General features: G+C 62.5%; 15 protein-coding genes and 1 pseudogene. 11 read left to right on the top strand and 5 right to left on the bottom strand.

The genetic code is table 11. The features are described from left to right. Positions 1-198 precede the first annotated feature (198 nt). From AC0V2S_RS10735 to AC0V2S_RS10715, 5 genes and pseudogenes are all read left to right on the top strand, one after another. Positions 199-1,966: pseudogene (locus AC0V2S_RS10735) on the top strand (N-acetylglutaminylglutamine amidotransferase). 46 nt (positions 1,967-2,012) lie between these two features. Further along, on the top strand, positions 2,013-3,752 hold the full coding sequence (gene ngg, locus AC0V2S_RS10730) for an N-acetylglutaminylglutamine synthetase (RefSeq protein WP_475509724.1): 1,740 nt from the start codon (positions 2,013-2,015) through the stop codon (positions 3,750-3,752). A 189-nt stretch (positions 3,753-3,941) separates the two neighbouring features. After that, on the top strand, positions 3,942-5,132 hold the full coding sequence (locus AC0V2S_RS10725; RefSeq protein ID WP_475509723.1) for an osmoprotectant NAGGN system M42 family peptidase: 1,191 nt from the start codon (positions 3,942-3,944) through the stop codon (positions 5,130-5,132). Between the two features lie 87 nt (positions 5,133-5,219). After that, positions 5,220-7,991 (top strand): hybrid sensor histidine kinase/response regulator, encoded by a 2,772-nt coding sequence (locus AC0V2S_RS10720; RefSeq protein WP_475509722.1) that lies wholly within the window; start codon positions 5,220-5,222, stop codon positions 7,989-7,991. Positions 7,992-8,041: 50 nt separating this feature from the next. Continuing rightward, on the top strand, positions 8,042-8,272 hold the full coding sequence (locus tag AC0V2S_RS10715; protein WP_475509721.1) for a YheU family protein: 231 nt from the start codon (positions 8,042-8,044) through the stop codon (positions 8,270-8,272). Between the two features lie 79 nt (positions 8,273-8,351). Here AC0V2S_RS10715 and AC0V2S_RS10710 read toward each other — a convergent pair whose 3' ends face one another. The 3 genes from AC0V2S_RS10710 to AC0V2S_RS10700 all read right to left on the bottom strand — a co-directional run bounded on the left by AC0V2S_RS10710 (position 8,352) and on the right by AC0V2S_RS10700 (position 12,425). After that, positions 8,352-8,684, bottom strand: coding sequence for a YnfA family protein (locus tag AC0V2S_RS10710; protein ID WP_475509720.1), 333 nt, complete (start codon positions 8,682-8,684; stop codon positions 8,352-8,354). 10 nt (positions 8,685-8,694) lie between these two features. After that, the gene (locus AC0V2S_RS10705; protein WP_475509719.1) at positions 8,695-9,126 is read right to left on the bottom strand and encodes a hypothetical protein; all 432 of its coding nucleotides are present in this window, start codon (positions 9,124-9,126) and stop codon (positions 8,695-8,697) included. A gap of 206 nt (positions 9,127-9,332) precedes the next feature. Next, on the bottom strand, positions 9,333-12,425 hold the full coding sequence (locus AC0V2S_RS10700; RefSeq protein WP_475509718.1) for a transglycosylase domain-containing protein: 3,093 nt from the start codon (positions 12,423-12,425) through the stop codon (positions 9,333-9,335). A 121-nt stretch (positions 12,426-12,546) separates the two neighbouring features. Between AC0V2S_RS10700 and AC0V2S_RS10695 the strand changes: the two genes are divergently transcribed. From AC0V2S_RS10695 to AC0V2S_RS10685, 3 genes are all read left to right on the top strand, one after another. Beyond that, positions 12,547-13,227 (top strand): class I SAM-dependent methyltransferase, encoded by a 681-nt coding sequence (locus AC0V2S_RS10695; RefSeq protein ID WP_475509717.1) that lies wholly within the window; start codon positions 12,547-12,549, stop codon positions 13,225-13,227. Positions 13,228-13,544: 317 nt separating this feature from the next. Further along, positions 13,545-14,366 (top strand): aldo/keto reductase, encoded by an 822-nt coding sequence (locus AC0V2S_RS10690; RefSeq protein ID WP_475509716.1) that lies wholly within the window; start codon positions 13,545-13,547, stop codon positions 14,364-14,366. Positions 14,367-14,372: 6 nt separating this feature from the next. After that, the gene (locus tag AC0V2S_RS10685) at positions 14,373-16,475 is read left to right on the top strand and encodes a CHASE2 domain-containing protein (RefSeq protein ID WP_475509715.1); all 2,103 of its coding nucleotides are present in this window, start codon (positions 14,373-14,375) and stop codon (positions 16,473-16,475) included. Positions 16,476-16,549: 74 nt separating this feature from the next. On the opposite strand, the gene AC0V2S_RS10680 is transcribed toward AC0V2S_RS10685, so the two are convergent. Both AC0V2S_RS10680 and AC0V2S_RS10675 read right to left on the bottom strand, forming a co-directional pair. Next, complete coding sequence (locus AC0V2S_RS10680) at positions 16,550-17,149, bottom strand: OmpA family protein (protein WP_475509714.1); 600 nt, start codon at positions 17,147-17,149, stop codon at positions 16,550-16,552. 8 nt (positions 17,150-17,157) lie between these two features. After that, positions 17,158-17,631 carry a FecR family protein gene (locus tag AC0V2S_RS10675; RefSeq protein WP_475509713.1) on the bottom strand — a complete coding sequence of 158 codons (474 nt, stop codon included), beginning with the start codon at positions 17,629-17,631 and terminating at the stop codon, positions 17,158-17,160. 174 nt (positions 17,632-17,805) lie between these two features. Here AC0V2S_RS10675 and AC0V2S_RS10670 point away from each other — a divergent pair, with 174 nt between their 5' ends. From AC0V2S_RS10670 to AC0V2S_RS10660, 3 genes are all read left to right on the top strand, one after another. Further along, positions 17,806-19,107, top strand: a complete 1,302-nt coding sequence (locus tag AC0V2S_RS10670; RefSeq protein WP_475509712.1) for a GAF domain-containing protein — start codon at positions 17,806-17,808, stop codon at positions 19,105-19,107. Then, positions 19,104-19,385: a hypothetical protein gene (locus AC0V2S_RS10665; protein WP_475509711.1), complete on the top strand. Its 282-nt coding sequence runs from the start codon at positions 19,104-19,106 to the stop codon at positions 19,383-19,385. The genes AC0V2S_RS10670 and AC0V2S_RS10665 overlap by 4 nt, the downstream gene beginning before the upstream one ends. A 111-nt stretch (positions 19,386-19,496) precedes the next feature. Continuing rightward, positions 19,497-19,796, top strand: a complete 300-nt coding sequence (locus tag AC0V2S_RS10660; protein ID WP_475509710.1) for an HD-GYP domain-containing protein — start codon at positions 19,497-19,499, stop codon at positions 19,794-19,796. Positions 19,797-19,818: the final 22 nt, after the last annotated feature.

Raw genomic sequence — 19,818 nt, 5'->3', positions numbered from 1 at the left:
GCTTTTTGCCGGCCCCTAGTGGGCCGGCTTTTTTATGCCTGTAGCTTCTTGCTCGAGTGCTACCTCTTGTTCACCGGACGTCTTCCCCAATCAACTTAGATCACATTTATCTAAAACTCTCAGCCCCCACGCCGGTCTGCTCCATTAGCGCAACGAATGCGCGCCCCCTTTTTCCCCAACGGAAACCCGGTAAGGACTATGTGCGGAATATCTGGAGAGTTACGTTTCAATAATCGCCCCGCCGACCTCGCAGCGGTCGAGCGCATCACCCATCACCTGGCCCCCGTGGCCCCGACGCCCATGGCATCCATAGCCAGGGCTCCATCGCCCTGGGCCACCGGCGCCTGAAAATCATGGATCTGGAGGACGCCTCCGGCCAGCCCATGATCGACAGCCAACTCGGCCTGTCGATGGTGTTCAACGGCGCCATCTACAACTACCCCGAACTGCGCAGCGAACTGCAGGCCCTGGGTTATCAGTTTTTTTCTGAAGGCGACACCGAGGTGCTGCTCAAGGGCTACCACGCCTGGGGCGCGGACCTGCTGCCCAAATTGAATGGCATGTTTGCCTTCGCCATCTGGAACGCGACAAGCGCGAGCTGTTTATCGCCCGCGATCGCCTGGGCATCAAACCGCTGTACCTGTCGCACACCGCCGAGCGCCTGCGTTTTGCTTCGACTTTGCCGGCTCTGCTGCAAGGCGGCGATATGGACAAAACCCTCGACCCGGTGGCCCTCAACCACTACCTGAACTTCCATGCCGTGGTGCCCGCGCCGCGCACGCTGCTGGCCAATGTCAGCAAGCTGCCGCCGGCCACCTGGATGCGCGTGGATGCCCAAGGCAACACCACGCAGAAAACCTGGTGGGAGTTGACCTATGGCGCAGCCGCCGATGAGCAGGCTTATGGCCTCAACGAGTGGCGCGACCTGACCCTTGAGAGCGTGCGCGAAGCCGTGGCGATTCGTCAGCGGGCTGCCGTGGATGTCGGTGTGCTGCTGTCCGGCGGGGTCGACTCCAGCATGCTGGTCGGTCTGCTGCGTGAGGTCGGAGTGGAAAACCTGTCGACCTTCTCCATCGGTTTTCAGGATGCCGGCGGCGAGCGCGGCGACGAGTTTCAGTACTCCGACCTGATCGCCCAGCACTACAACACCCGTCACCACCAACTGCGTATCGACGAGCGCGAAATCATCGAGCAACTGCCGGCGGCCTTCCGCACCATGAGCGAGCCGATGGTCAGCCATGACTGCATCGCCTTTTATCTGCTGTCTCGCGAAGTGGCCAAGCACTGCAAGGTGGTGCAAAGCGGGCAGGGCGCCGATGAGCTATTTGCCGGTTACCACTGGTACCCGCTGGTGGACGGCGCGGCTGACCCGTATGCGGCGTATCGCGCGGCGTTTCTGGACCGCAGCTACGACGAATACCGCGACACCGTGCAACCTGCCTGGCTGACCGGCGACTGTGCCGGCGACTACGTGCGAGAGCACTTCCAGCGGCCCGGTGCGAGCGCGGCGGTCGATAAGGCGCTACGCCTGGACAGCACGGTGATGCTGGTGGATGACCCGGTCAAACGGGTGGACAACATGACCATGGCCTGGGGCCTGGAAGCGCGTACGCCGTTTCTGGATTACCGCCTGGTGGAACTCTCGGCGCGCATTCCGGGGCGCTTCAAGTTGCCTGATGGCGGCAAGCAGGTGCTTAAAGAAGCAGCCCGTCTGGTGATTCCGTCGGCGGTCATCGACCGGCCCAAGGGCTATTTCCCGGTTCCGGGCCTCAAGCACCTAGAGGGCAACACCCTCGGTTGGGTGCGTGAGCTGCTGCTCGACCCGAGTCAGGACCGTGGCCTGTTCAACCCGTCGATGCTCGATCAGCTCCTCACCGACCCGCAGGGCCAACTGACGCCGCTGCGCGGTTCCAAACTCTGGCAGCTTGCCGCACTCAATCTGTGGCTGAGCGAGCAGGGCCTTTGAAATGCAAAGCGCCGTGCCACCCGTTTCCTCAAGGGAAGATTTATTGATGAAAGGCTACGCCTACAGCCAGCGTCTGCTGCGCGGCCAACCGCCGTCCTATGAGCGCTTGCAGGCGCGTTTTGCCGAGGATGGCAACCAGACCGCCCACCCGCCCCTGGCGCTGCACTGCGGCTGGGGACGGATTCTGATCGGCCACACCTACCCAACCCCGGAGTTGCTGGCCAGTGAACTGCTCAGCGAAAAGCCCGGCGAGCGGGATATCGCGCTGTATGTCGCCGCGCCCCATCAGGTACTGGCCCAGGCGCCGCAAGGGTTGTTTCTCGACCCTTCGGACACCCTGCGCCTCTGGTTTACCGACTATCGCCAGGCGCGCCGGGGCTTTCGTGGCTTCAACGTGCGCCGCGCGCAGAGTGCCGAAGACTGGCAGGCGCTGAATAACCTGTACCAGTTGCGCGGCATGTTGCCGGTGGACCCCGAACGGCTGACGCCCAAGGAAGACGGCGGCCCGGAATACTGGCTGGCCGAGGACGCCGACAGCGGCGATGTAATCGGCGGCATGATGGGCCTCAACCACCGCAAAGCCTTCAACGACCCGGATAACGGCTGCAGCCTCTGGTGCCTGGCCGTCGCCCCGCAATGCCCGCGCCCCGGCGTGGGCGAAGTGCTGGTGCGCCATCTGATCGAGCACTTTATGAGTCGCGGGCTGAGCTACCTGGATTTGTCGGTATTGCACGACAACCACCAGGCCAAGCGTCTGTACGCCAAGCTCGGTTTTCGTGATCTGGCCACCTTTACGCTCAAGCGCAAAAACGGCATCAACGAGACCCTGTTCCTCGGCCCCGGCCCGGAAGCGGAGCTGAACCCCTACGCCAAGATCATCGTCGATGAAGCCCGTCGGCGTGGCATCGAAGTGCAGGTGGACGATGCCGAAGCCGGGCTGTTTACCCTGAACCACGGCGGCCGGCGGATTCGTTGCCGCGAGTCGCTGAGCGACCTCACCAGCGCCGTAAGCATGACCCTGTGCCAGGACAAACTCCTGACCCACCGTGCTTTGCGCCGCGTGGGCCTGCAACTGCCGGCGCAGCAGTTGGCCGGTGAGCCGGAAGAAAACGCTGATTTTCTCGCCGAGCATGGCCGTGTGGTGGTCAAGCCGGTCGACGGCGAACAGGGCAAAGGTGTGGCCATCGACCTGCGCACTGGAGAGGACGTGGAAGCGGCCATCAAACGCGCCCAAGCCTTCGACAACCGCGTGCTGCTGGAAAGTTTTCACGAAGGCGCCGACCTGCGCATTCTGGTCATCGGCTTTGTGGTGGTGGCTGCCGCCATTCGCCGGCCGGCCGAGGTGATTGGTGATGGTCGGCACAGCATCGGCGCGTTGATCGAAGCGCAAAGCCGCCGCCGGCAGGCCGCTACCGGCGGCGAAAGCCGAATTCCGCTCGATGAAGAAACCCACCGCACCCTGCGCGCGGCCGGGTTTGACTACGACAGCGTATTGCCCGCCGGCCAGCGTCTGGCCGTGCGGCGTACCGCCAACTTGCACACCGGCGGAACCCTGGAAGATGTCACCGACATTCTCCATCCGGTGCTGGGCGAAGCCGCCGTACGTGCGGCGCGGGCGCTGGATATCCCTGTGGTCGGCCTGGACTTGCTGGTGCCGGCGGCCGATCAGCCCGAATACGTGTTTATTGAAGCCAATGAACGCGCCGGGCTCGCCAACCACCAGCCGCAACCGACGGCAGAGCGGTTTATTGATCTGCTGTTTCCGTTGAGTCAGACCGGTAGCTGAGGGCGGTCAATTTTTTCCGCCACCACCACCGTCGTCCCAGCGAAGGCTGGGACCCAGGTGCGCCAATGCTAGATCCACCGCGACTCCTGCGCGATTCTGGATCCCAGCCTGCGCTGGGATGACGGGAGTTTTATTTAGAACCTGTGCGCGTTCCTGCGAACCTGCGCAGGCACTCCAAGGAGACCCCCCATGAAAAAAGTCCCCGAACCCGACCTCGATTACCTGCGCCGCGTGCTCCTGGAAATGCTCGCCATTCCCAGCCCCACCGGCTTTACCGACACCATCGTGCGCTACGTGGCCGAACGCCTGGAAGAACTCGGCATTCCCTTCGAGCTGACCCGCCGCGGCACCATTCGCGCCACCCTCAAGGGCAAACAGAACAGCCCCGACCGAGCCGTTTCCACCCACCTGGATACCATCGGCGCCATCGTCCGTCAGGTGCAGGACAACGGCCGCCTCGGTCTGGCCCCGGTCGGTTGTTGGTCCAGCCGGTTTGCGGAGGGCAGCCGCGTCAGCGTCTTTACCGAAACCGGCGTATTCCGTGGCAGCGTATTGCCGCTGATGGCTTCCGGGCATGCCTTTAACACTGCCATCGACCAGATGCCAATCAGCTGGGACCACGTCGAACTGCGCCTGGACGCCTACAGCAGCACCCGCGCCGACTGCGAGTCGCTGGGCATCAATGTGGGGGATTTCGTTGCTTTTGACCCGCTGCCGGAGTTCACCGAGAGCGGTCATATCAGCGCCCGCCACTTGGACGACAAAGCCGGCACGGCGGCTTTGCTCACCGCGCTTAAAGGCCTGGTGGAAAGCGGTATCGAGCCGGCCATCGACTGCCACCCGCTGTTTACCATCACCGAGGAAGTCGGTTCCGGCGCGGCGGGGGCCCTGCATTGGGACGTCAGTGAGTTTGTCGGTATCGATATCGCGCCGGTCGCACCGGGGCAGCAGTCCAGCGAACACACCGTCAGTGTGGCCATGCAGGATTCCGGCGGGCCGTACGACTATCACTTGTCGCGCCACCTGCTGCGCCTGGCCGAAACCCACGAAGTGCCGGTGCGCCGCGACCTGTTTCGCTACTACCACAGTGATGCGCAGTCGGCCGTCGCCGCTGGTCACGACACCCGTACCGCGCTGCTGGCCTTTGGTTGCGATGCCACCCACGGCTACGAACGCACCCATATTGACAGCCTGGCGGGGCTTAGCCGCTTGCTCAGCGCCTACATCCTGAGCCCGCCGGTATTTGCCAGCGACGCCAAACCGGCCAATCAGTCGCTGGAGAATTTCAGCCATCAAATCGAGCACGACGCGCAGATGGAAAGCGACACCCGGGTTCCGACGGTAGACAGTCTGATCAACCAGCGTGAAAACGACACTTGAAGGGCGCGCAGCATAGAGGCACAGTGCCAGACAAATAAGAGCGGACTTCTCTGACAGGTCCGCCGGACTCTGCCTTGAGGTTAACGGATGCCTCGTATTTGTCTGGTCGTGCTGTTGTGCCTGTTCGCTGGAAGCTCCTGGGCCGGCGCACCTTTGCTTGCACCCCTGAATCAGGACGACCTGCGCCTGTCGCTGGCGCCCTATCTGGGTTACGTCGAAGACCCCCACGGCATTCTCAGCCTGGAGCAAGTGCAGGCCATTCCCGACCAGGAATTCCACGGCGCGCGCAGCGACCACATCAATCTCGGTAAAAACGCCTCGGTGTGGTGGTTCAAGGTGCGCCTGCAAAACAGCCGTCCGCATGACCTGGGCGGCTACCTGGAAATCAACTACCCGCTGCTCGACCATATCCAGCTCTACCTGCAAACCCCCGACGGCAAAGTGACTGCGCAGGAAACCGGCGACACGTTCGCCTTCTCCCAGCGGCCGGTGCAGGTGCGTAATTTCTGGTTCCCGATGGATTTGCCCGAAGGGCAGAGCACCCTGATTGTGCGGATTGAAAGCACCAGCACGCTGTTCGTGCCGATGTTTTTCAGCACCTATGGCGCCAGCGCGGCGGCCCAGGAAAACCTGATGGGGGCCAACGGCGCCTTCTACGGCGTGCTGTTCGCGATGTTCTGCTACAACCTGTTTTTGTACTTCTCCCTGCGGGAACGGGCCTACTTCTGGTACCTGGTGTACAACCTGAACATCGGCCTGTTCGCCGCCAGCTTCGACGGCATGCTGTTCAAGTTGATGCCTAACCTGATCGAGCTGCAGTCGGTGAGCATCTATTTTCTGATGTTCCTGCACAGCTTCAGCGCCACCCAGTTCAGCCGCCATTTTCTGCACACCGCGCAGTTCTCGCCGCGCCTGGACAAGGCCCTGCAATACCTGATGGTGCTGATTCTGGGCTGTATCGGTTCGGTGTTCGTGATCGGTCTACAGGCCTGGAATATTCTGGCCAGCCTGACGGTGTTGTTTGTCTCGTTCGTGCTGCTGGTCAGCGGCATCTATATCTGGCGCCAGGGCCTGCGCTACGGCTCGTACTACATCCTGGCCTGGGGCATTTTGCTCACCTCGTTTATCGTCGCCACCACCGGTTCGCTGGGCATCGAGATTTTCGGCATCTACGGCGCCACCATGGTCAAGGTGGGGGTCACCATTGAGTTGATCACGCTGTCCATCGGCCTGGCCGACCGCATCAACCTGCTTAAAGAAGAAGGCTTCCGCTCGCGCCAGGCGGCGGTCAAATCGGAAATCGAAAACCAGGCCAAGAGCCGTTTTCTGGCCAAGATGAGCCACGAAATTCGCACCCCGTTGAATGGTGTGCTGGGCATGTTGCAACTACTCAAAGGCACGTCGCTGGACCGCAGTCAGCGCTTTTATGTCGACACCATCGCCAGCTCCGGCAGCTCGCTGATGGCGGTAATCAACGACATCCTCGACTACGCGCGCATCGAGTCCGGCAAGCTCAGCCTGGAAAACATCGAGTTCGACCTTGAGGTGCTGATTTCCGACACCCTGACCCTGTTCACCGCCCAGGCCCTGGAAAAGAACCTGCGCCTGTATGTGAGCCTGGAAGTGGGCGTGCCGCAGCGCATCAAGGGCGACCCCACGCGGCTCAAACAAGTGCTGATGAACCTGCTGAGCAACGCGCTGAAATTCACCGCCGAAGGGCACGTGGCCGTCAGCGTTTGTCGGCGCAATAACAGCCTGGGCGACCCGCACCTGATCTTTGCCGTCAGCGACAGCGGCATCGGTATACCGGGCGAGGCGCAGACCCAGCTGTTCGAGTCGTTCTCCCAGGGCGACTCCAGCACCACTCGCCGTTACGGCGGCAGCGGCCTGGGCCTGGCCATCAGTAAGGAGCTGGTGGAAATGATGGGCGGCCATATCGAAGTGCAAAGCACGCCGGGGCAGGGCACGCGTCTGGCCTTCGATATGGCGCTGCAAGAAGGCGACCGCAACGACGACCCGCTGCGTCAATTGCTCAAAGGCAAAACCGCGCTGCTCAGCTCGCTCGACGGCCTGGGCCTAGACGCGTTGAGCCGCCTGCTCGAACGCTGGGGCATGCGCACCGAGCGGTGCCAGAACCCGGAACGCCTGCAGGCCTACCTGGATGATTTTGCCGTCACCCCGCTGCTGATTCTGATGGCGCCCTGGCCCGGCAGCGTGCTGCATTGGCTCGACACCCTGCGCCCGCGCCTGCAAAAGGGCCAACGCATTCTGCTGCTGTGCCCACCGGAACAATGCCAACTGCTGCCGCCGAGCAAAGGCCTGCGCCTGCTCAACCTGGCGCAGCCGTTGGCGATTACCCCGCTGCGTGATGCCTTGCTGGAGTTCTACCAGGAGCGGCGCAGCGAAAACCGCCCACCGCAGATCGACCAGAGCGGCAACAACGCCTGCATTCTGGTGGTGGAAGACAACCCGGTGAATCAACTAGTGGTGCAAGGCTTGCTGAAAAAACGCGGCTACCTGGTGCGCGTGGTGGCCAACGGCGTGGAGGCGGTGAAGGACTACAGCCGCGACCCGACGGCCGTGCAGTTGATTTTGATGGACTGCGAGATGCCGGAAATGGACGGCTTTGAAGCCACCCGGCAAATCCGCCGTCTGGAAAAACAGCAGAACTTGCGCCCGGTGCCAATCGTGGCGTTAACGGCGCACATCCTCGACGAACACCGCGAGCATGGCGCATTGGTGGGTATGGACGACTTCCTCGGCAAGCCGCTGGACTGCGACGTGCTGTACGCGACGCTAGACAAATTCCTCGCCAGCAAACGCGAAACGCCGGCCAGTGAAGAAACTTCGCCGTCTTAGCGGGTAAATGGTGAGTGGGTTAACATCGGCGGGCTTTCTGGAGAAGTGCCATGTTGATCCCGCAAGAAATGCTTGAAGCCGACACCCTGACCCGCCTGATCGAAGACTTCGTCACCCGTGACGGCACCGACAACGGCGACGAAACCCCGCTGGAAACCCGCGTCGCCCGCGTACGCCGCGCCCTCGACAAAGGCGAAGCCGTGATCGTCTTCGACGTCGAAAGCGAGCAATGCCAATTGGCAATGAAGCGCGATGTGCCGAAGGAATGGTTGGAAGAGTGAGGTCTTGAATCTATTCCCTCGCCCGCAAGCGGGAGAGGGTGCCCGAAGGGCGGGAGAGGGGCTCTTGGCTGCGAGCAACCTACGATGCGGTAAACCGCGGCCCAAACAAAATAATCAACGCACCCACCACACAAAACGCCGCGCCGATCCAGTCTGTGGATAACGGCCGCGCCCGCTCCACCACGCCCAACCAGAACAACGACGCCACCACATAAATGCCCCCATAGGCGGCATACGCGCGGCCGGCGTATGCCGCTTCCACGCGCGTGAGCAGCAGCGCAAACAGCACCAGGCTGACCAGCCCCGGCACGACCCACCAGGCGCTCTTGCCCATGCGCAGCCACGACCAGAAGGCATAGCAGCCAGCGATCTCGAACAAGGCCGCGAGGAAAAACCACAGGTAATTGAGCATGGCGCAGTCCTTAACTGTGCAGCGCGCCTTCGCGCTCCCAGGCGCAGCGCACCAGCAGGCCGCCGGCGTCTTGCGGGCTATGGAAGCCCTGCTCGGACTCCCAGCGAAAGGTGTGGCTGCCGCTTAATTCGGTTTCCAGGTGCACCACCGCGCTGCCCCAGTACAAGCGCTTGAGTAGCGCTTCGAACTGCTCGACCCACAGGGTCCACTCGTACTCGACTGCGCGGTAGCTGGCGCCGAAATGAATCACCTGGGTCTGGTACAGGCCTTCGCCGGGCTCGGGGCAGAAGGAAAACATATCGCGGCCAATAAACGGCCAGGCATCGCCGGACGGCAAGGCGCGCAACTCACGCTGGTTAATCGCCCGACGCAGACGCGCCTGCTCTGGATCACCCGACGGCCAGTCGCGGATACAGCCATAGACGATGGATTCAGACTCCAAGCGGGTACTCCAGACAGCAGGGGGGACGGTGGGGCGCGGTGCGGGGCGAATATTAGCAGGCTGTGGGGGGAGGTGGTTTGCCAAAAGCAAGATCAACGGCCGGCGATGATTGTGGTGGGGGTGGCGGGGCTCAGGTAGGTTGGGTTGAGCGCAGCGAAGCCCAACATGGGCTAGGAATTGTTGGGCTTCGCTGCGCTCAACCCAACCTACGGATTACCGGCCACACACTGGGTATCGGCCCGAAGATACGGCTGCAGTATCGGCGCCATCCCTTTGAGTACCTGCACCGGCAACGCCGAGGTAAAGCGGAAACCCTCAGCCGCCCGCCCTGGTACAAACGCGGTCAGCGTGCCGAAGTGTTTATCCCCCAGGTAGAACACAAACGTCGCCGTGCGGTTAAGCGAGCGGGAACTGAGAATGCGCCCGCCCGAGCCCACGCTTTCAATCCGGTTATCCCCCGTGCCGGTCTTGCCGCCCAAGGTCATCACGCTGCCATCCGCTTCACTGAAGCTACCGTTCAACCGCCGCGCCGTGCCTTTGGCTACCACTTGCGCCAATGCGCCACGCAGGGCCGTGGCGACTTCGCTGGACAGCACCCGTTTGCCCTGGTCGGGGTCGATGCCCAGGCGGGTTTCGTAGGGTGTGTCAGCGGCAAAGTGCAAGCTGTCGATGCGCAGCGTGGGTTGGCGAATGCCGTCGTTGAGGATGATGCCCATCAACTCCGCCAACGCCGCCGGGCGGTCGCCGGAGCTGCCGATGGCGGTGGCCAAGGAGGGCACCAAGTGGTCGAACGGATAGCCGACGCGCTGCCAGCGCTGGTGAATATCCAGGAAGGCTTCCACCTCCAACATGATGCGAATGCGGCTGTCGCGGGCGCTCTTGTGCCGGCTTTTGAAGAGCCAGCCATACACTTCCTGGCGTTGCGCGTTACTGGCGGTGACCGCTTCGTTGAAGGTAGCCTGCGGGTGCTGTTGCAGATAGCCCAGCAGCCACAGTTCCAGCGGGTGCACACGGGCGATATAGCCTTGGTCCGGCAGGCTGTAGGCGCCGGGGCCGTATTTACCGTACAGCTCATGCACCCGCGCGGGGCCGACTTGCTCGTCGCTCAGGTGGGCATTGATAAAGGTGCCGAAAGTGGCTTCATCCACGTTCGGCATCAGGTAACGGTGCACGGCGGCGAGGCGCGAGGCGGTGGGGTGCATGCCGTCGAGAAAGGTGTCGAGCCGTTCGGTGGCGTTCTTGTTCTGGTACTTGCGCCAGAAACGCAGCAAAAACACCGTGCCCTCGTGGTCGGCAAAGCGTTGCAGGTAATCCTGGCGACGCGGGTCCTGGTCGTCCTTGAGCAACTCGGCGCTGCTGTTGGCAGACTGATAGGTGCTGTAGCGCACCACATCGCGCATCAGGCGGATAAAGGGCAGGTTGATCGACTCTTGCAGCGCTTCGCGCAGGGTTGGGTTACGGCCGTTGTCTTCGCGGCGAAAGTTATTGAAGTGATGCAGGCCGCCGCCGGTAAAAAAGCTTTCACCGGGGTTGGCGGAGTAGTGGCGTTCCAGGGCGGCGCTGAGCATGGCGGCCAGGCTCGGGTCGTTGCCGCTGGCCAGGTAGTCGAGCGCCCATTGGGTCAGGCGGTCTTGTTCGGGCACCTCAACCTTGCGCAATTGCGCCGGCGTCTGGCCGATAAAACGGCGGTGCAGTTCGTCGATGATTTCCAGGTACGTGGTCAGCACCCGCAGCTTGGCGGTGGAGCCCAGTTCCAGCTTGCTGCCTTCGTTGATGTCGAAAGGTTGGTCGGTGCTGTCGGTTTGCACCCGCACCCGCGAGCCGTCGGCGGTACGTTCGAACAGGGTAAAACTGTAGCGCACGTCCTGGGTGGTTTGCGCGGTCAGCAGGTGGTCGCCGAGCAGGCCCATCTGCGCGGCGAAGGTCGGGTCGGCCAGGCGTTGCAGGTAGTCGCTGGCCGCTTGCTGCAACTGCCCGTTGAGGGTGGTGGTGGCGGACAGGTCGAGGCGGTCGAGGTCGTACAGCGGTTTGTTCAGCAAGTTGGAAAGCCGGCTGCGCGCCACGCTGATGCCTTTGTTGGTTTCCACCGGTTGCACGCCGGGCTGGGCGGCCAGGTCGCGCCAGGTGGGTTTGCTCGCCAGCGCGGCATCGCGCAGCGGCCGGTCGATCACCCCGCCGCTGGCCAGCAGGCGGATATGGCTGTCGGTCAGGGTCGCCAGTTGGCTATGGCCCTGCGCCAGGTAATAAGAAGGGCGGCGCTGAGCAATCATCAGCGACAACACCTGCCGCAACGCCAGACCGCGCTCGGCCAATGGCGCGTGGGCGTCGGCAAGCGTGCGGTTCACCTGCGCGAAATCGGCGCCATACCAAACCCGCAAGCCATCGGCCATGCCATGCACTTCGCCATACCCCGGCGCCGCCGACAGCGGCACGCTATTGAGGTAATCGCGCACGATATTTTGCCGCGCCGGCAAGGTTTGCGGCCCGCCCTGGTAAGCCCGCACGCTGGCCGAGAGCATTTGCTTGAGCTTGTCCTTGGCCGACAGCGTCATGCCGTCCGGCGAGTGGCGGTATTTCTCAAGCTGGGTGGCCAGGGTACTGCCGCCGGCGGACTGGCCTTGAAAGTCGAGCTTCTTGCCGACTTGGGTGAGCGCCGCCATGGCAAAGCGCGGCCAGTCCACCGCCGGGTTGCTGAGCGGCTGCTGGCTGTCGAGCAGGTCGCGGTTTTCGATAAACAGCAGGCTGTTGGCTACCAGCGGCGGAATGTCCTGAAAGGTTGCGTACAGCTGTTGTGGATAGGTGAAGCCATACAGCGGCAGCCCACGGCAATCGGCGATGGCCAGGCCGCTCTGCAATTTCTCCGGATAGGGCACGAACAGGCCGTGACCGCTGTAGGTCATCAGCGCCGGGGAGAAGCGCGTTTGCTGCAGCACCAGGTAATCGCGTTGTTGCAGGCGCTCCAGCATTTGCGGCAGGTAGGCGTAGCCCAGGCGTTTGTCGAAGGGGCCGTCTTCGGGGTAGCGAATGGCGGTGCTGGGGCCGTCCGCCAATTCATAGGTGAGGGTGGCGGCGTAATGGCTTAGTTCGCGTGATTGGTAGGTGGCGGTCTGAATTTCCTCGTACGCCACCCAACCGACTGCCAAAACGACCAGCAGAAAAGTGAACCAGAAAGTCCGACGCAAGGCGCGGCGCCAGGGAGAGCGGGGCGGGGGACGTTGGCGCGACGGCGAAGGCGTGGCAGTCAGGCCGGGCACCTTGTGCTCAGCCGGATTCGCGTTCGATTGCCATAGTGCGCCCATATCAGATTGGCCCTGGCTGTGCGTTGCTCTGCATGGGCTAGAGCTTAGACGCTGTTGTCGGCGGCAAAATGCGGTTAACGTTCCAGCGCGAAAATATTCTTCTCAACCCGCGAGCCCGACCATGCAGCGCGACCATCGAGAACAGCTCAACTTCAGCTGGCAAGCCAACGCCGACGCCTGGACCGCCGCCGTGCGCGAACAGCGCATCGAAAGCCGCCGCCTGGTAACCGACGCCGCCATCCTGCGCGCCATTCTGGCCTGCGAGCCCAAGCGGGTGCTGGACATCGGCTGCGGCGAAGGCTGGCTATGCCGCGGCCTGATGGCCCACGGCATTGAAGCAGTGGGCGTGGACGCCTCGGTGCCGCTAATCGAAACCGCGCGCGCCATCTGCTCCGGCCAATACCGCGTGTGCGGCTACGCCGACCTTGAAGAGCAAGCGCCGTTGCTGGGCAAATTCGACGTACTGGTCTGCAACTTCGCCCTGCTCGACGAACCACTGGCGCCGATGCTCAACACCCTGCACAAACTGCTGGCGCCGGGCGGCGTACTGCTGATTCAAACCATCCACCCCTGGAGCTCGCGCGGCGAAGGGCAATACCAGGACGGCTGGCGGGTGGAACATTTCGAAGGATTTGGCGACGGTTTTGCCGAACCGATGCCCTGGTTCTTCCGCACCCTGGAATCCTGGCTGACCCTACTCGCCGAAACCAACTGGCGCCTGCAGTGGCTGCAAGAACCGCTACACCCGGAGAGCGAGCAGCCTGTGTCGCTGCTGCTATTACTGAAATCCGGATTGAAATAAACGAGCGTTTTTGATCGTGATCTTGTTTTTGATCTACCCGCCCCTTTAGCGCCAGGCCGAGCGGAGTCGGCGTGTAAGGGGTCGTAGCGGCCGGGAGCCGCGCAGAGGGATGGGGCCATGGATGGCCCTCAGCCCGGCCCCTGGAGCGACGACGGAGGGTGGGAAGTCGGAGCGCAGCGCAGACCCCAGGTAGGGGCAAGCCGTTTTTGGTTACTTTTTAGGGCGACTGCTAAAAAGTGACTCGCGCGTAAGGCGCGAAACAAAAACGCCCAGCAAACGCGGTAATGAAGACGCACACCAAACGGAAGGAACCCGATATGCACACCGTCCAACTGGCAAACAAAACCCTCCCCGCCATAGGCCAAGGCACCTGGCGCATGGGCGAGCGCGCCAGCGAGCACAAGGCCGAAGTCGCCGCCCTGCGCCAGGGCGTAGACCTGGGCATGACCCTGATCGACACCGCCGAAATGTACGGCGAAGGCGGCGCCGAAAAAGTAGTAGGCGACGCCCTGCAAGGCATCCGCGACCAGGTCTACCTAGTCAGCAAAGTCTACCCCCACAACGCCAGCCGCCACGGCGCCATCGAAGCCTGCGAACGCAGCCTCAAACGCCTGCGCACCGAGCATATCGACCTCTACCTGCTGCACTGGCGCGGCCAATACCCGCTGGAGGAAACCGTAGAAGCCTTCGAACGCCTACGCGAACAGGGCAAGATCGGCCGTTGGGGCGTCTCCAACTTCGACCTCGACGACCTGCACGAACTGAACAACCCCGCCTGCGCCGCCAACCAGGTGCTCTACAGCCTGGAACAACGCGGCGCCGGCTTTGACCTGCTGCCCTGGTGCCAACAACACGGCATGCCGCTTATGGCCTACTGCCCGGTCGGCCAGGGCGGCGCGCTGCTGGTGGAGCCGACGCTGCGCCAGATCGCCGAGCGGCGTAATGCCACGCCGGCGCAAGTGGCGCTGGCCTGGCTGGTGCAGCAGGGCGGGGTGATCGCCATTCCCAAGGCCGTGACCCCAGCCCATGTTCAGGCCAATGCCGCCGCGCTGGAACTGACTCTGGACGCTGCCGACCTGCGCCTGCTCGACGGCGTATTCCCGCCGCCCACCCGCAAACGCCCCTTGGCCATGGTGTAAACGCCGATGCAAAAACGCCGTGGGGTGACCACCAGTGTGGTCAGTTGTGCGCTGGTGCTGCTGTTCTGTGTCGCCATGCTGGTACTGGCGCCGTTGCCGCTGCAACAGCTGCATAACGCCGTGTTCGACCAGTTCCAGCGCTGGCAGCCGCGCGAATACGGCAAAGCGCCGGTGCGCATCATCGATCTCGACGAAGCCAGCCTGGCGCGCCTGGGCCAGTGGCCGTGGCCGCGCACGCGGGTGGCCGAGCTGGTGGACAAACTGCGCGAAGCCGGCACGGCGGCGATAGTGTTCGACGTGCTGTTCGCCGAACCCGACCGCACCTCGCCAGCCTTGCTACTTCAGGACCAAGGCCTGGACGACGCCCTGCTCAGCCAACTGCAAGCCTTGCCCGACCACGACACCCAACTGGCCACGGCGCTGGCCAGCAGCAGCGTGGTGCTGGGGTTTGCGACCGAGCGCCGCGCGGATGGCAATGGTTTGCCGCTGAGCCGTTATGGCCTGGTGGCGTCCGAGCCGTCGCCCGTGCCGTTTCTGCCGCACTACGCATCGGCCGTGCGTGCGTTGCCGGTACTGGAGCAAGCCGCGCTGGGCAGCGGCGCATTGACCTTCGAACCCGATACCGACGGCGTGGTACGCAAGGTGCCGCTGCTGGTCACGCTCGGCGATCAAGTGCGCCCCTCGCTGGTGGCGGAAGCCTTGCGGGTGGCACAGCGCTCGCCGTTGTATCGGGTGCACACCGGTGAGGCCGGCGTGGAGCGTATCGACATAGGCCGTCTGCAAATTCCCACCAACCGCCGTGGCGAGTTGTGGGTGCATTTCACCGTGCCCCAGGCCGCGCGCAGCATTCCGGCCTGGCAAGTGTTGGCGGGCCAGGCGCCGGCCGGTTTGCAGGGCAGCATCGCCCTGATCGGCACCTCGGCCCAGGGCCTGCAAGACCTGCGGTTTAGCCCGCTGGGCGGGATCATTCCCGGCGTGGAGGTGCATGCTCAGGCGCTGGAACAGGTGCTGAGCGGCGAGTTTCTGCAACGGCCCGCCTGGTCGCGGGCGGTGGAAGGGCTGGCGCTGTTGCTCGGCGGCCTGCTGGTGTGCCTGCTGGCGCTGCGTTTGCCGGCGCTGCTGGCCGCGGGGCTGACGCTGCTGTTGATCGCCGCGCTCAATGGCCTGGGTTGGTATGCCTTCAGCCACGAGCGCCTGCTGCTCGACCTGTTTACCCCGGGCCTGGGCCTGGCGCTGATTTACAGCGTGGCGAGCATCAGCCATCACGTGGCCAGTGAGCGCGAGCAGCGTTGGGTGCGCGAGGCGTTTTCCCGCTATGTGTCGCCCAACCTGGTCAAACACCTGGTGGAAAACCCCGGCCAACTCACCCTCGGCGGCCACCGCCAGGTGTGCAGTTTTGTGTTTACCGACCTCACCGGCTTTACCGAAATGATGGAGCGGCAAACTCCGGAAGCGGTGGTGAGCCTGCTTAACGACTACCTGGAGCAGGTGATCGGCATCGCCTTTCGCCACGACGGCACGCTGGACCGCATCGTCGGCGACGCCGTGGCCATCATGTTTTCTGCACCCTTGCCGCAAGCCGATCACGCCCAACGCGCGCTGAGCTGTGCGTTGGAAATCGACCAGTTTGCCCAGGGCTACGTCGCCCAGTTGCAAGCCCGTGGCATCGCCTTCGGCCAGACCCGCATCGGCGTGCACAGCGGCGAAGTGGTGGTTGGCAACTTTGGTGGCTCGACCATTTTCGACTACCGCGCGTTGGGCGACCCGGTAAACACCACCTCGCGCCTGGAAAGCCTTAATCAGCACTTGGGCACCCGTGTGTGCCTGTCGGCCGCCATCGCCCGCAGCAACCCGCAGGTACCAATGCGCGCGGTGGGCAAGGTGCAGCTGAAGGGCAAGTCGGCGGCGGTGGAAGTGTTCGAGCCGTTGGCGGCCGTGGACGATACGTACGACGCGGCCTATCTGTTGCTGATGGCCGGCGATGCGGGAGCGTTAGCGGCGTTCGCGGCGCTGCATGAGCAGCGGCCAGAGGATGGGTTGGTGCGGTTTCATTGGCAGCGATTGCAGGCCGGCGAAAGCGGTGATGCGTTTGCCATGAATAGAAAGTGACTCAGCGAACAATATGTAGCCAATGAGCATTTTGAACGGGTGTTTTAACGCCGCTTAATCGAGCGCAGTAGTTTTTAGCGGACGATAATTTCGACGCGGCGATTGCGCGGCTCGGGCGTTTCATCCGGCGTCTTCACCAACAGATTGCTCTCGCCATGGGACGTAACCACCAGCTCGATCACCTGAATCTTTTCCTTTTTGAACATCTCGGCAATGGCAGTGGCGCGCTTGAGGCCGATCTGCTCATTCCATTTGCTCTTGCCTTCGGTGTCGGTATGGCCGATCACCGAAACCGCAGAAGGGCCGCGCTCACGCAACGTAGTCAGCACGTTCTGGAAGTCGGCTTTGGATTCCTTGGTCAGGTTGGCCGTGCCGGTTTCGAAGTACAGACGAAACGTAATGGGCAGCGCTGGCTGAGCCTTGAGCGCGGCAGAAAAATCCTGCTCGATGCGCGGCTGTTCCACGGGGAAGGTTTTTGCGCTTTTACCGTCCAGGGCGACGGCATCCATTTTCTTGTCCACCCGCGTGGTGCCGTTGGCGGTTTCGACCACGATGGCGCCGGTGGTGCCGTCCGGGCTTTCCATGAGCACTACATAGGATTTGGACGTCGCACAGCCGGTGGCACACAAGGCCAACAGCAGAATGGCCAAGCCGCGTAATAAAGGAAAAGGCATGGAAAGACTCAACCGTCGACTTTCACCAGGAAGTGGGTACCGCGAACACCGATGGTGCCGGTGGGCGTGTTGATTTCCACTGCTTCGGGTTTGAGCTTGGCGATCACCCCGGAGATGTAATTAAGGGTGCCGTGGGTGATTTTCGCGCTGAGCTTGAGGTTCTGCTCAGACGGCTGATAGACGAAGGCGTCGAAGCTCAGCTGGCTGTTGGGGCCGAACGACATCAGCGTGTTGTCTTCCAGCGTCACGCCGAGCGAGCCGTTGGCGCCGGTCTTGATCGAGCTGCCGACGAATACCGGCATGCCGACGGTGGCCGGTTGCGCAGTGCCGTTGACGATGACGGCGGCATCACCTTCAGCCTTCATCACATAGCCAATGGCTTTGCCGTCGGCGGCTTCGGTGGCGTAGGTGGATGCTGAAGCGAAGGGTAGAGCCATGAACAGCATGAATAGCCATTGAGTGGCACTGCGAGTCGTAAACATACTAGTCTCCCTGAATGTCCGATTTCCTGGATGAACACTACTGAGCAAATCGTGTAGAACCGCATCATGTACGTGATGTCAGATTGACGCTACTTTTATTGACGCTTCACAATAAAAGCTGCGATCAACGGTTTTTGCCAGTCAGGCAAAGGGAATTTCTTTTACGGGTTGCAGATGAACACAGCATTTTTCAAGTTCCGCTTCAAGAACTGGTCAGTTGTTCTAACCGCGTTTTTTGTTTTGCAGTTACTGCCCATTCTGGCGTTGACCTTCGGTCTTTCTGCGACTGCCGTGCTGGCGCTATCGGTGGCGGTACTTTTGTGCACGCTGCCTTTGGCTCTTAATGGCATGGACAGCATCAACCGCACCATCGAGCGTCTGGCTGAAGATACCCGGCTGATCCGCGAGCTGGATTTCTCCGGCGAACAACCCAAAGCTTCGATGTTCCATGAAGTGGACAGCCTCAACCGCAACCACTCCAGCATGAAAGAAGCGCTGCAACACCAAACGCAAACCCTGCAGGAAACCCAGCTGAAACTCGCCAGCCTGGTGGAGAACGGTTTGCTGCTGTCTTCCGAGCGCGACCGCGATGCGCTGCTCAAGCACATTCTTATGCAGGGCAAGCTGATTTGTAATGCCCAGGCCGCCACCCTGTACCTGAAGACCGAACACGACACCCTGCGCTTTGCCCTGCGCTCGATGGAAGACGATTTGCCAGCGCGCGAAATCGCCCTGCACGACCCGGTCAGCGGCCTGCCCAACGAGCGCCATGTGTCCACCTACACCGCGCTGCACAACCAGGCGGTGGTGATTGACGACGTGTACGCCGAAACCCGTTTCGACTTGAGCGGCACCCGCCACTTCGACACAGAGTCGGGTTATCGCACTGTGTCGATGCTCAGCGTGCCGCTGGCGCCGCGTCAGGGTGAAGTGATCGGCGTGCTGCAATTTATGAATGCCCTCGACCCGCTTACCGGTGAGGTGATGGCCTTCTCGCCGCAGGTGCTGTCGTTTGTCGGCGCCCTGGCTTCGCAAGCGGCGATTGCCCTGGATAACCACAACCTGATCGACGCACAGAAAGCGTTGATCGACGCCATGATCGAAATTCTCGCCGGCGCCATCGACGCCAAGAGCGCCTACACCGGCGCCCACTGCGAGCGCGTGCCGGAATTGGCGCTGATGCTGGCCGAGGAAGCCTGCAAGGTCACCGAAGGCCCGCTGGCCGATTTCAGTTTCAACTCCGCGGATGAGTGGCGCGAATTCCGTATCGGCGCTGGCTGCACGACTGCGGCAAGATCACCACGCCTGAACACGTGGTCGACAAGGCCACCAAGCTCGAGACCATCTACAACCGCATCCACGAAGTGCGCCTGCGCTTCGAGATCTTGCTGCGCGATGCGCAAATCGCCTGCCTGGAAGCTATCCGCGATGGCGTCGACGAAGACACTGCCCGGGCGGAATACCAGCGGGCAATGACCCAGCTGCAGGACGAGTTCGCCTATGTGGCCGAATGCAATATCGGCAGCGAGCTGATGGCGCCCGAGCGCATCGAGCGTTTGCAATCCATTGGTCAGCGCCCCTGGCTGCGGCATTTCGACGACCGTTTGGGCTGTCCGAAGGCGAGCTGCACCGTGTGGGCCACCTGCCGGCCCAGCCGTTGCCGGCGGTCGAAACGCTACTGGCCGACAAGCCGCAACATATCTTCCCGCGCCCGGCCGCCCGCGAGTACGACGCCAAGTGCGGCTTCAAAGTGACCGTGCCGGAGCACCTGTACAACTACGGCGAGCTCTACAACCTGAGCGTCAGCCGCGGCACGCTGACGGCTGAAGAGCGCTCAGATCAACGAGCACATCATCCAGACCATCATGATGCTCGAGAACCTGCCGCTGCCCAGCAACCTCAAGCGGGTCCCCGAATATGCCGGCACGCACCACGAGAATCTGCTGGGCACCGGTTACCCGCGCCAGCTGGATAAAGACAAACTGTCGGTTCCGGCGCGGATCATGGCGATTGCCGATGTATTCGAAGCGCTGACGGCTTCCGACCGGCCGTACAAGAAAGCCAAGACGCTTACCGAGTCGGTACGCATCCTCGCCAACCTGCGCGATAAGGGCATATCGATGCCGACTTGTTTGCGCTGTTTCTACAGTCAGGGATGCACCTGACCTATGGCATGAAACACCTGCA

Source organism: Pseudomonas sp. CC11G, from assembly GCF_056174845.1.
The sequence above is the reverse complement of the archived record's forward strand: the minus strand, read 5'-3'. Positions and strand labels throughout refer to the sequence as shown.

Coding starts and splice junctions, on each gene's coding strand:
- ngg (WP_475509724.1), top strand. CDS start 2,013: ATGAAAGGCTACGCCTACAGCCAGCGTCTGCTGCGCGGCCAACCGCCG.
- AC0V2S_RS10725 (WP_475509723.1), top strand. CDS start 3,942: ATGAAAAAAGTCCCCGAACCCGACCTCGATTACCTGCGCCGCGTGCTC.
- AC0V2S_RS10720 (WP_475509722.1), top strand. CDS start 5,220: ATGCCTCGTATTTGTCTGGTCGTGCTGTTGTGCCTGTTCGCTGGAAGC.
- AC0V2S_RS10715 (WP_475509721.1), top strand. CDS start 8,042: ATGTTGATCCCGCAAGAAATGCTTGAAGCCGACACCCTGACCCGCCTG.
- AC0V2S_RS10710 (WP_475509720.1), bottom strand. CDS start 8,684: ATGCTCAATTACCTGTGGTTTTTCCTCGCGGCCTTGTTCGAGATCGCT.
- AC0V2S_RS10700 (WP_475509718.1), bottom strand. CDS start 12,425: ATGGGCGCACTATGGCAATCGAACGCGAATCCGGCTGAGCACAAGGTG.
- AC0V2S_RS10695 (WP_475509717.1), top strand. CDS start 12,547: ATGCAGCGCGACCATCGAGAACAGCTCAACTTCAGCTGGCAAGCCAAC.
- AC0V2S_RS10690 (WP_475509716.1), top strand. CDS start 13,545: ATGCACACCGTCCAACTGGCAAACAAAACCCTCCCCGCCATAGGCCAA.
- AC0V2S_RS10685 (WP_475509715.1), top strand. CDS start 14,373: ATGCAAAAACGCCGTGGGGTGACCACCAGTGTGGTCAGTTGTGCGCTG.
- AC0V2S_RS10680 (WP_475509714.1), bottom strand. CDS start 17,149: ATGCCTTTTCCTTTATTACGCGGCTTGGCCATTCTGCTGTTGGCCTTG.
- AC0V2S_RS10675 (WP_475509713.1), bottom strand. CDS start 17,631: ATGTTTACGACTCGCAGTGCCACTCAATGGCTATTCATGCTGTTCATG.
- AC0V2S_RS10670 (WP_475509712.1), top strand. CDS start 17,806: ATGAACACAGCATTTTTCAAGTTCCGCTTCAAGAACTGGTCAGTTGTT.
- AC0V2S_RS10665 (WP_475509711.1), top strand. CDS start 19,104: ATGACCCAGCTGCAGGACGAGTTCGCCTATGTGGCCGAATGCAATATC.
- AC0V2S_RS10660 (WP_475509710.1), top strand. CDS start 19,497: ATGATGCTCGAGAACCTGCCGCTGCCCAGCAACCTCAAGCGGGTCCCC.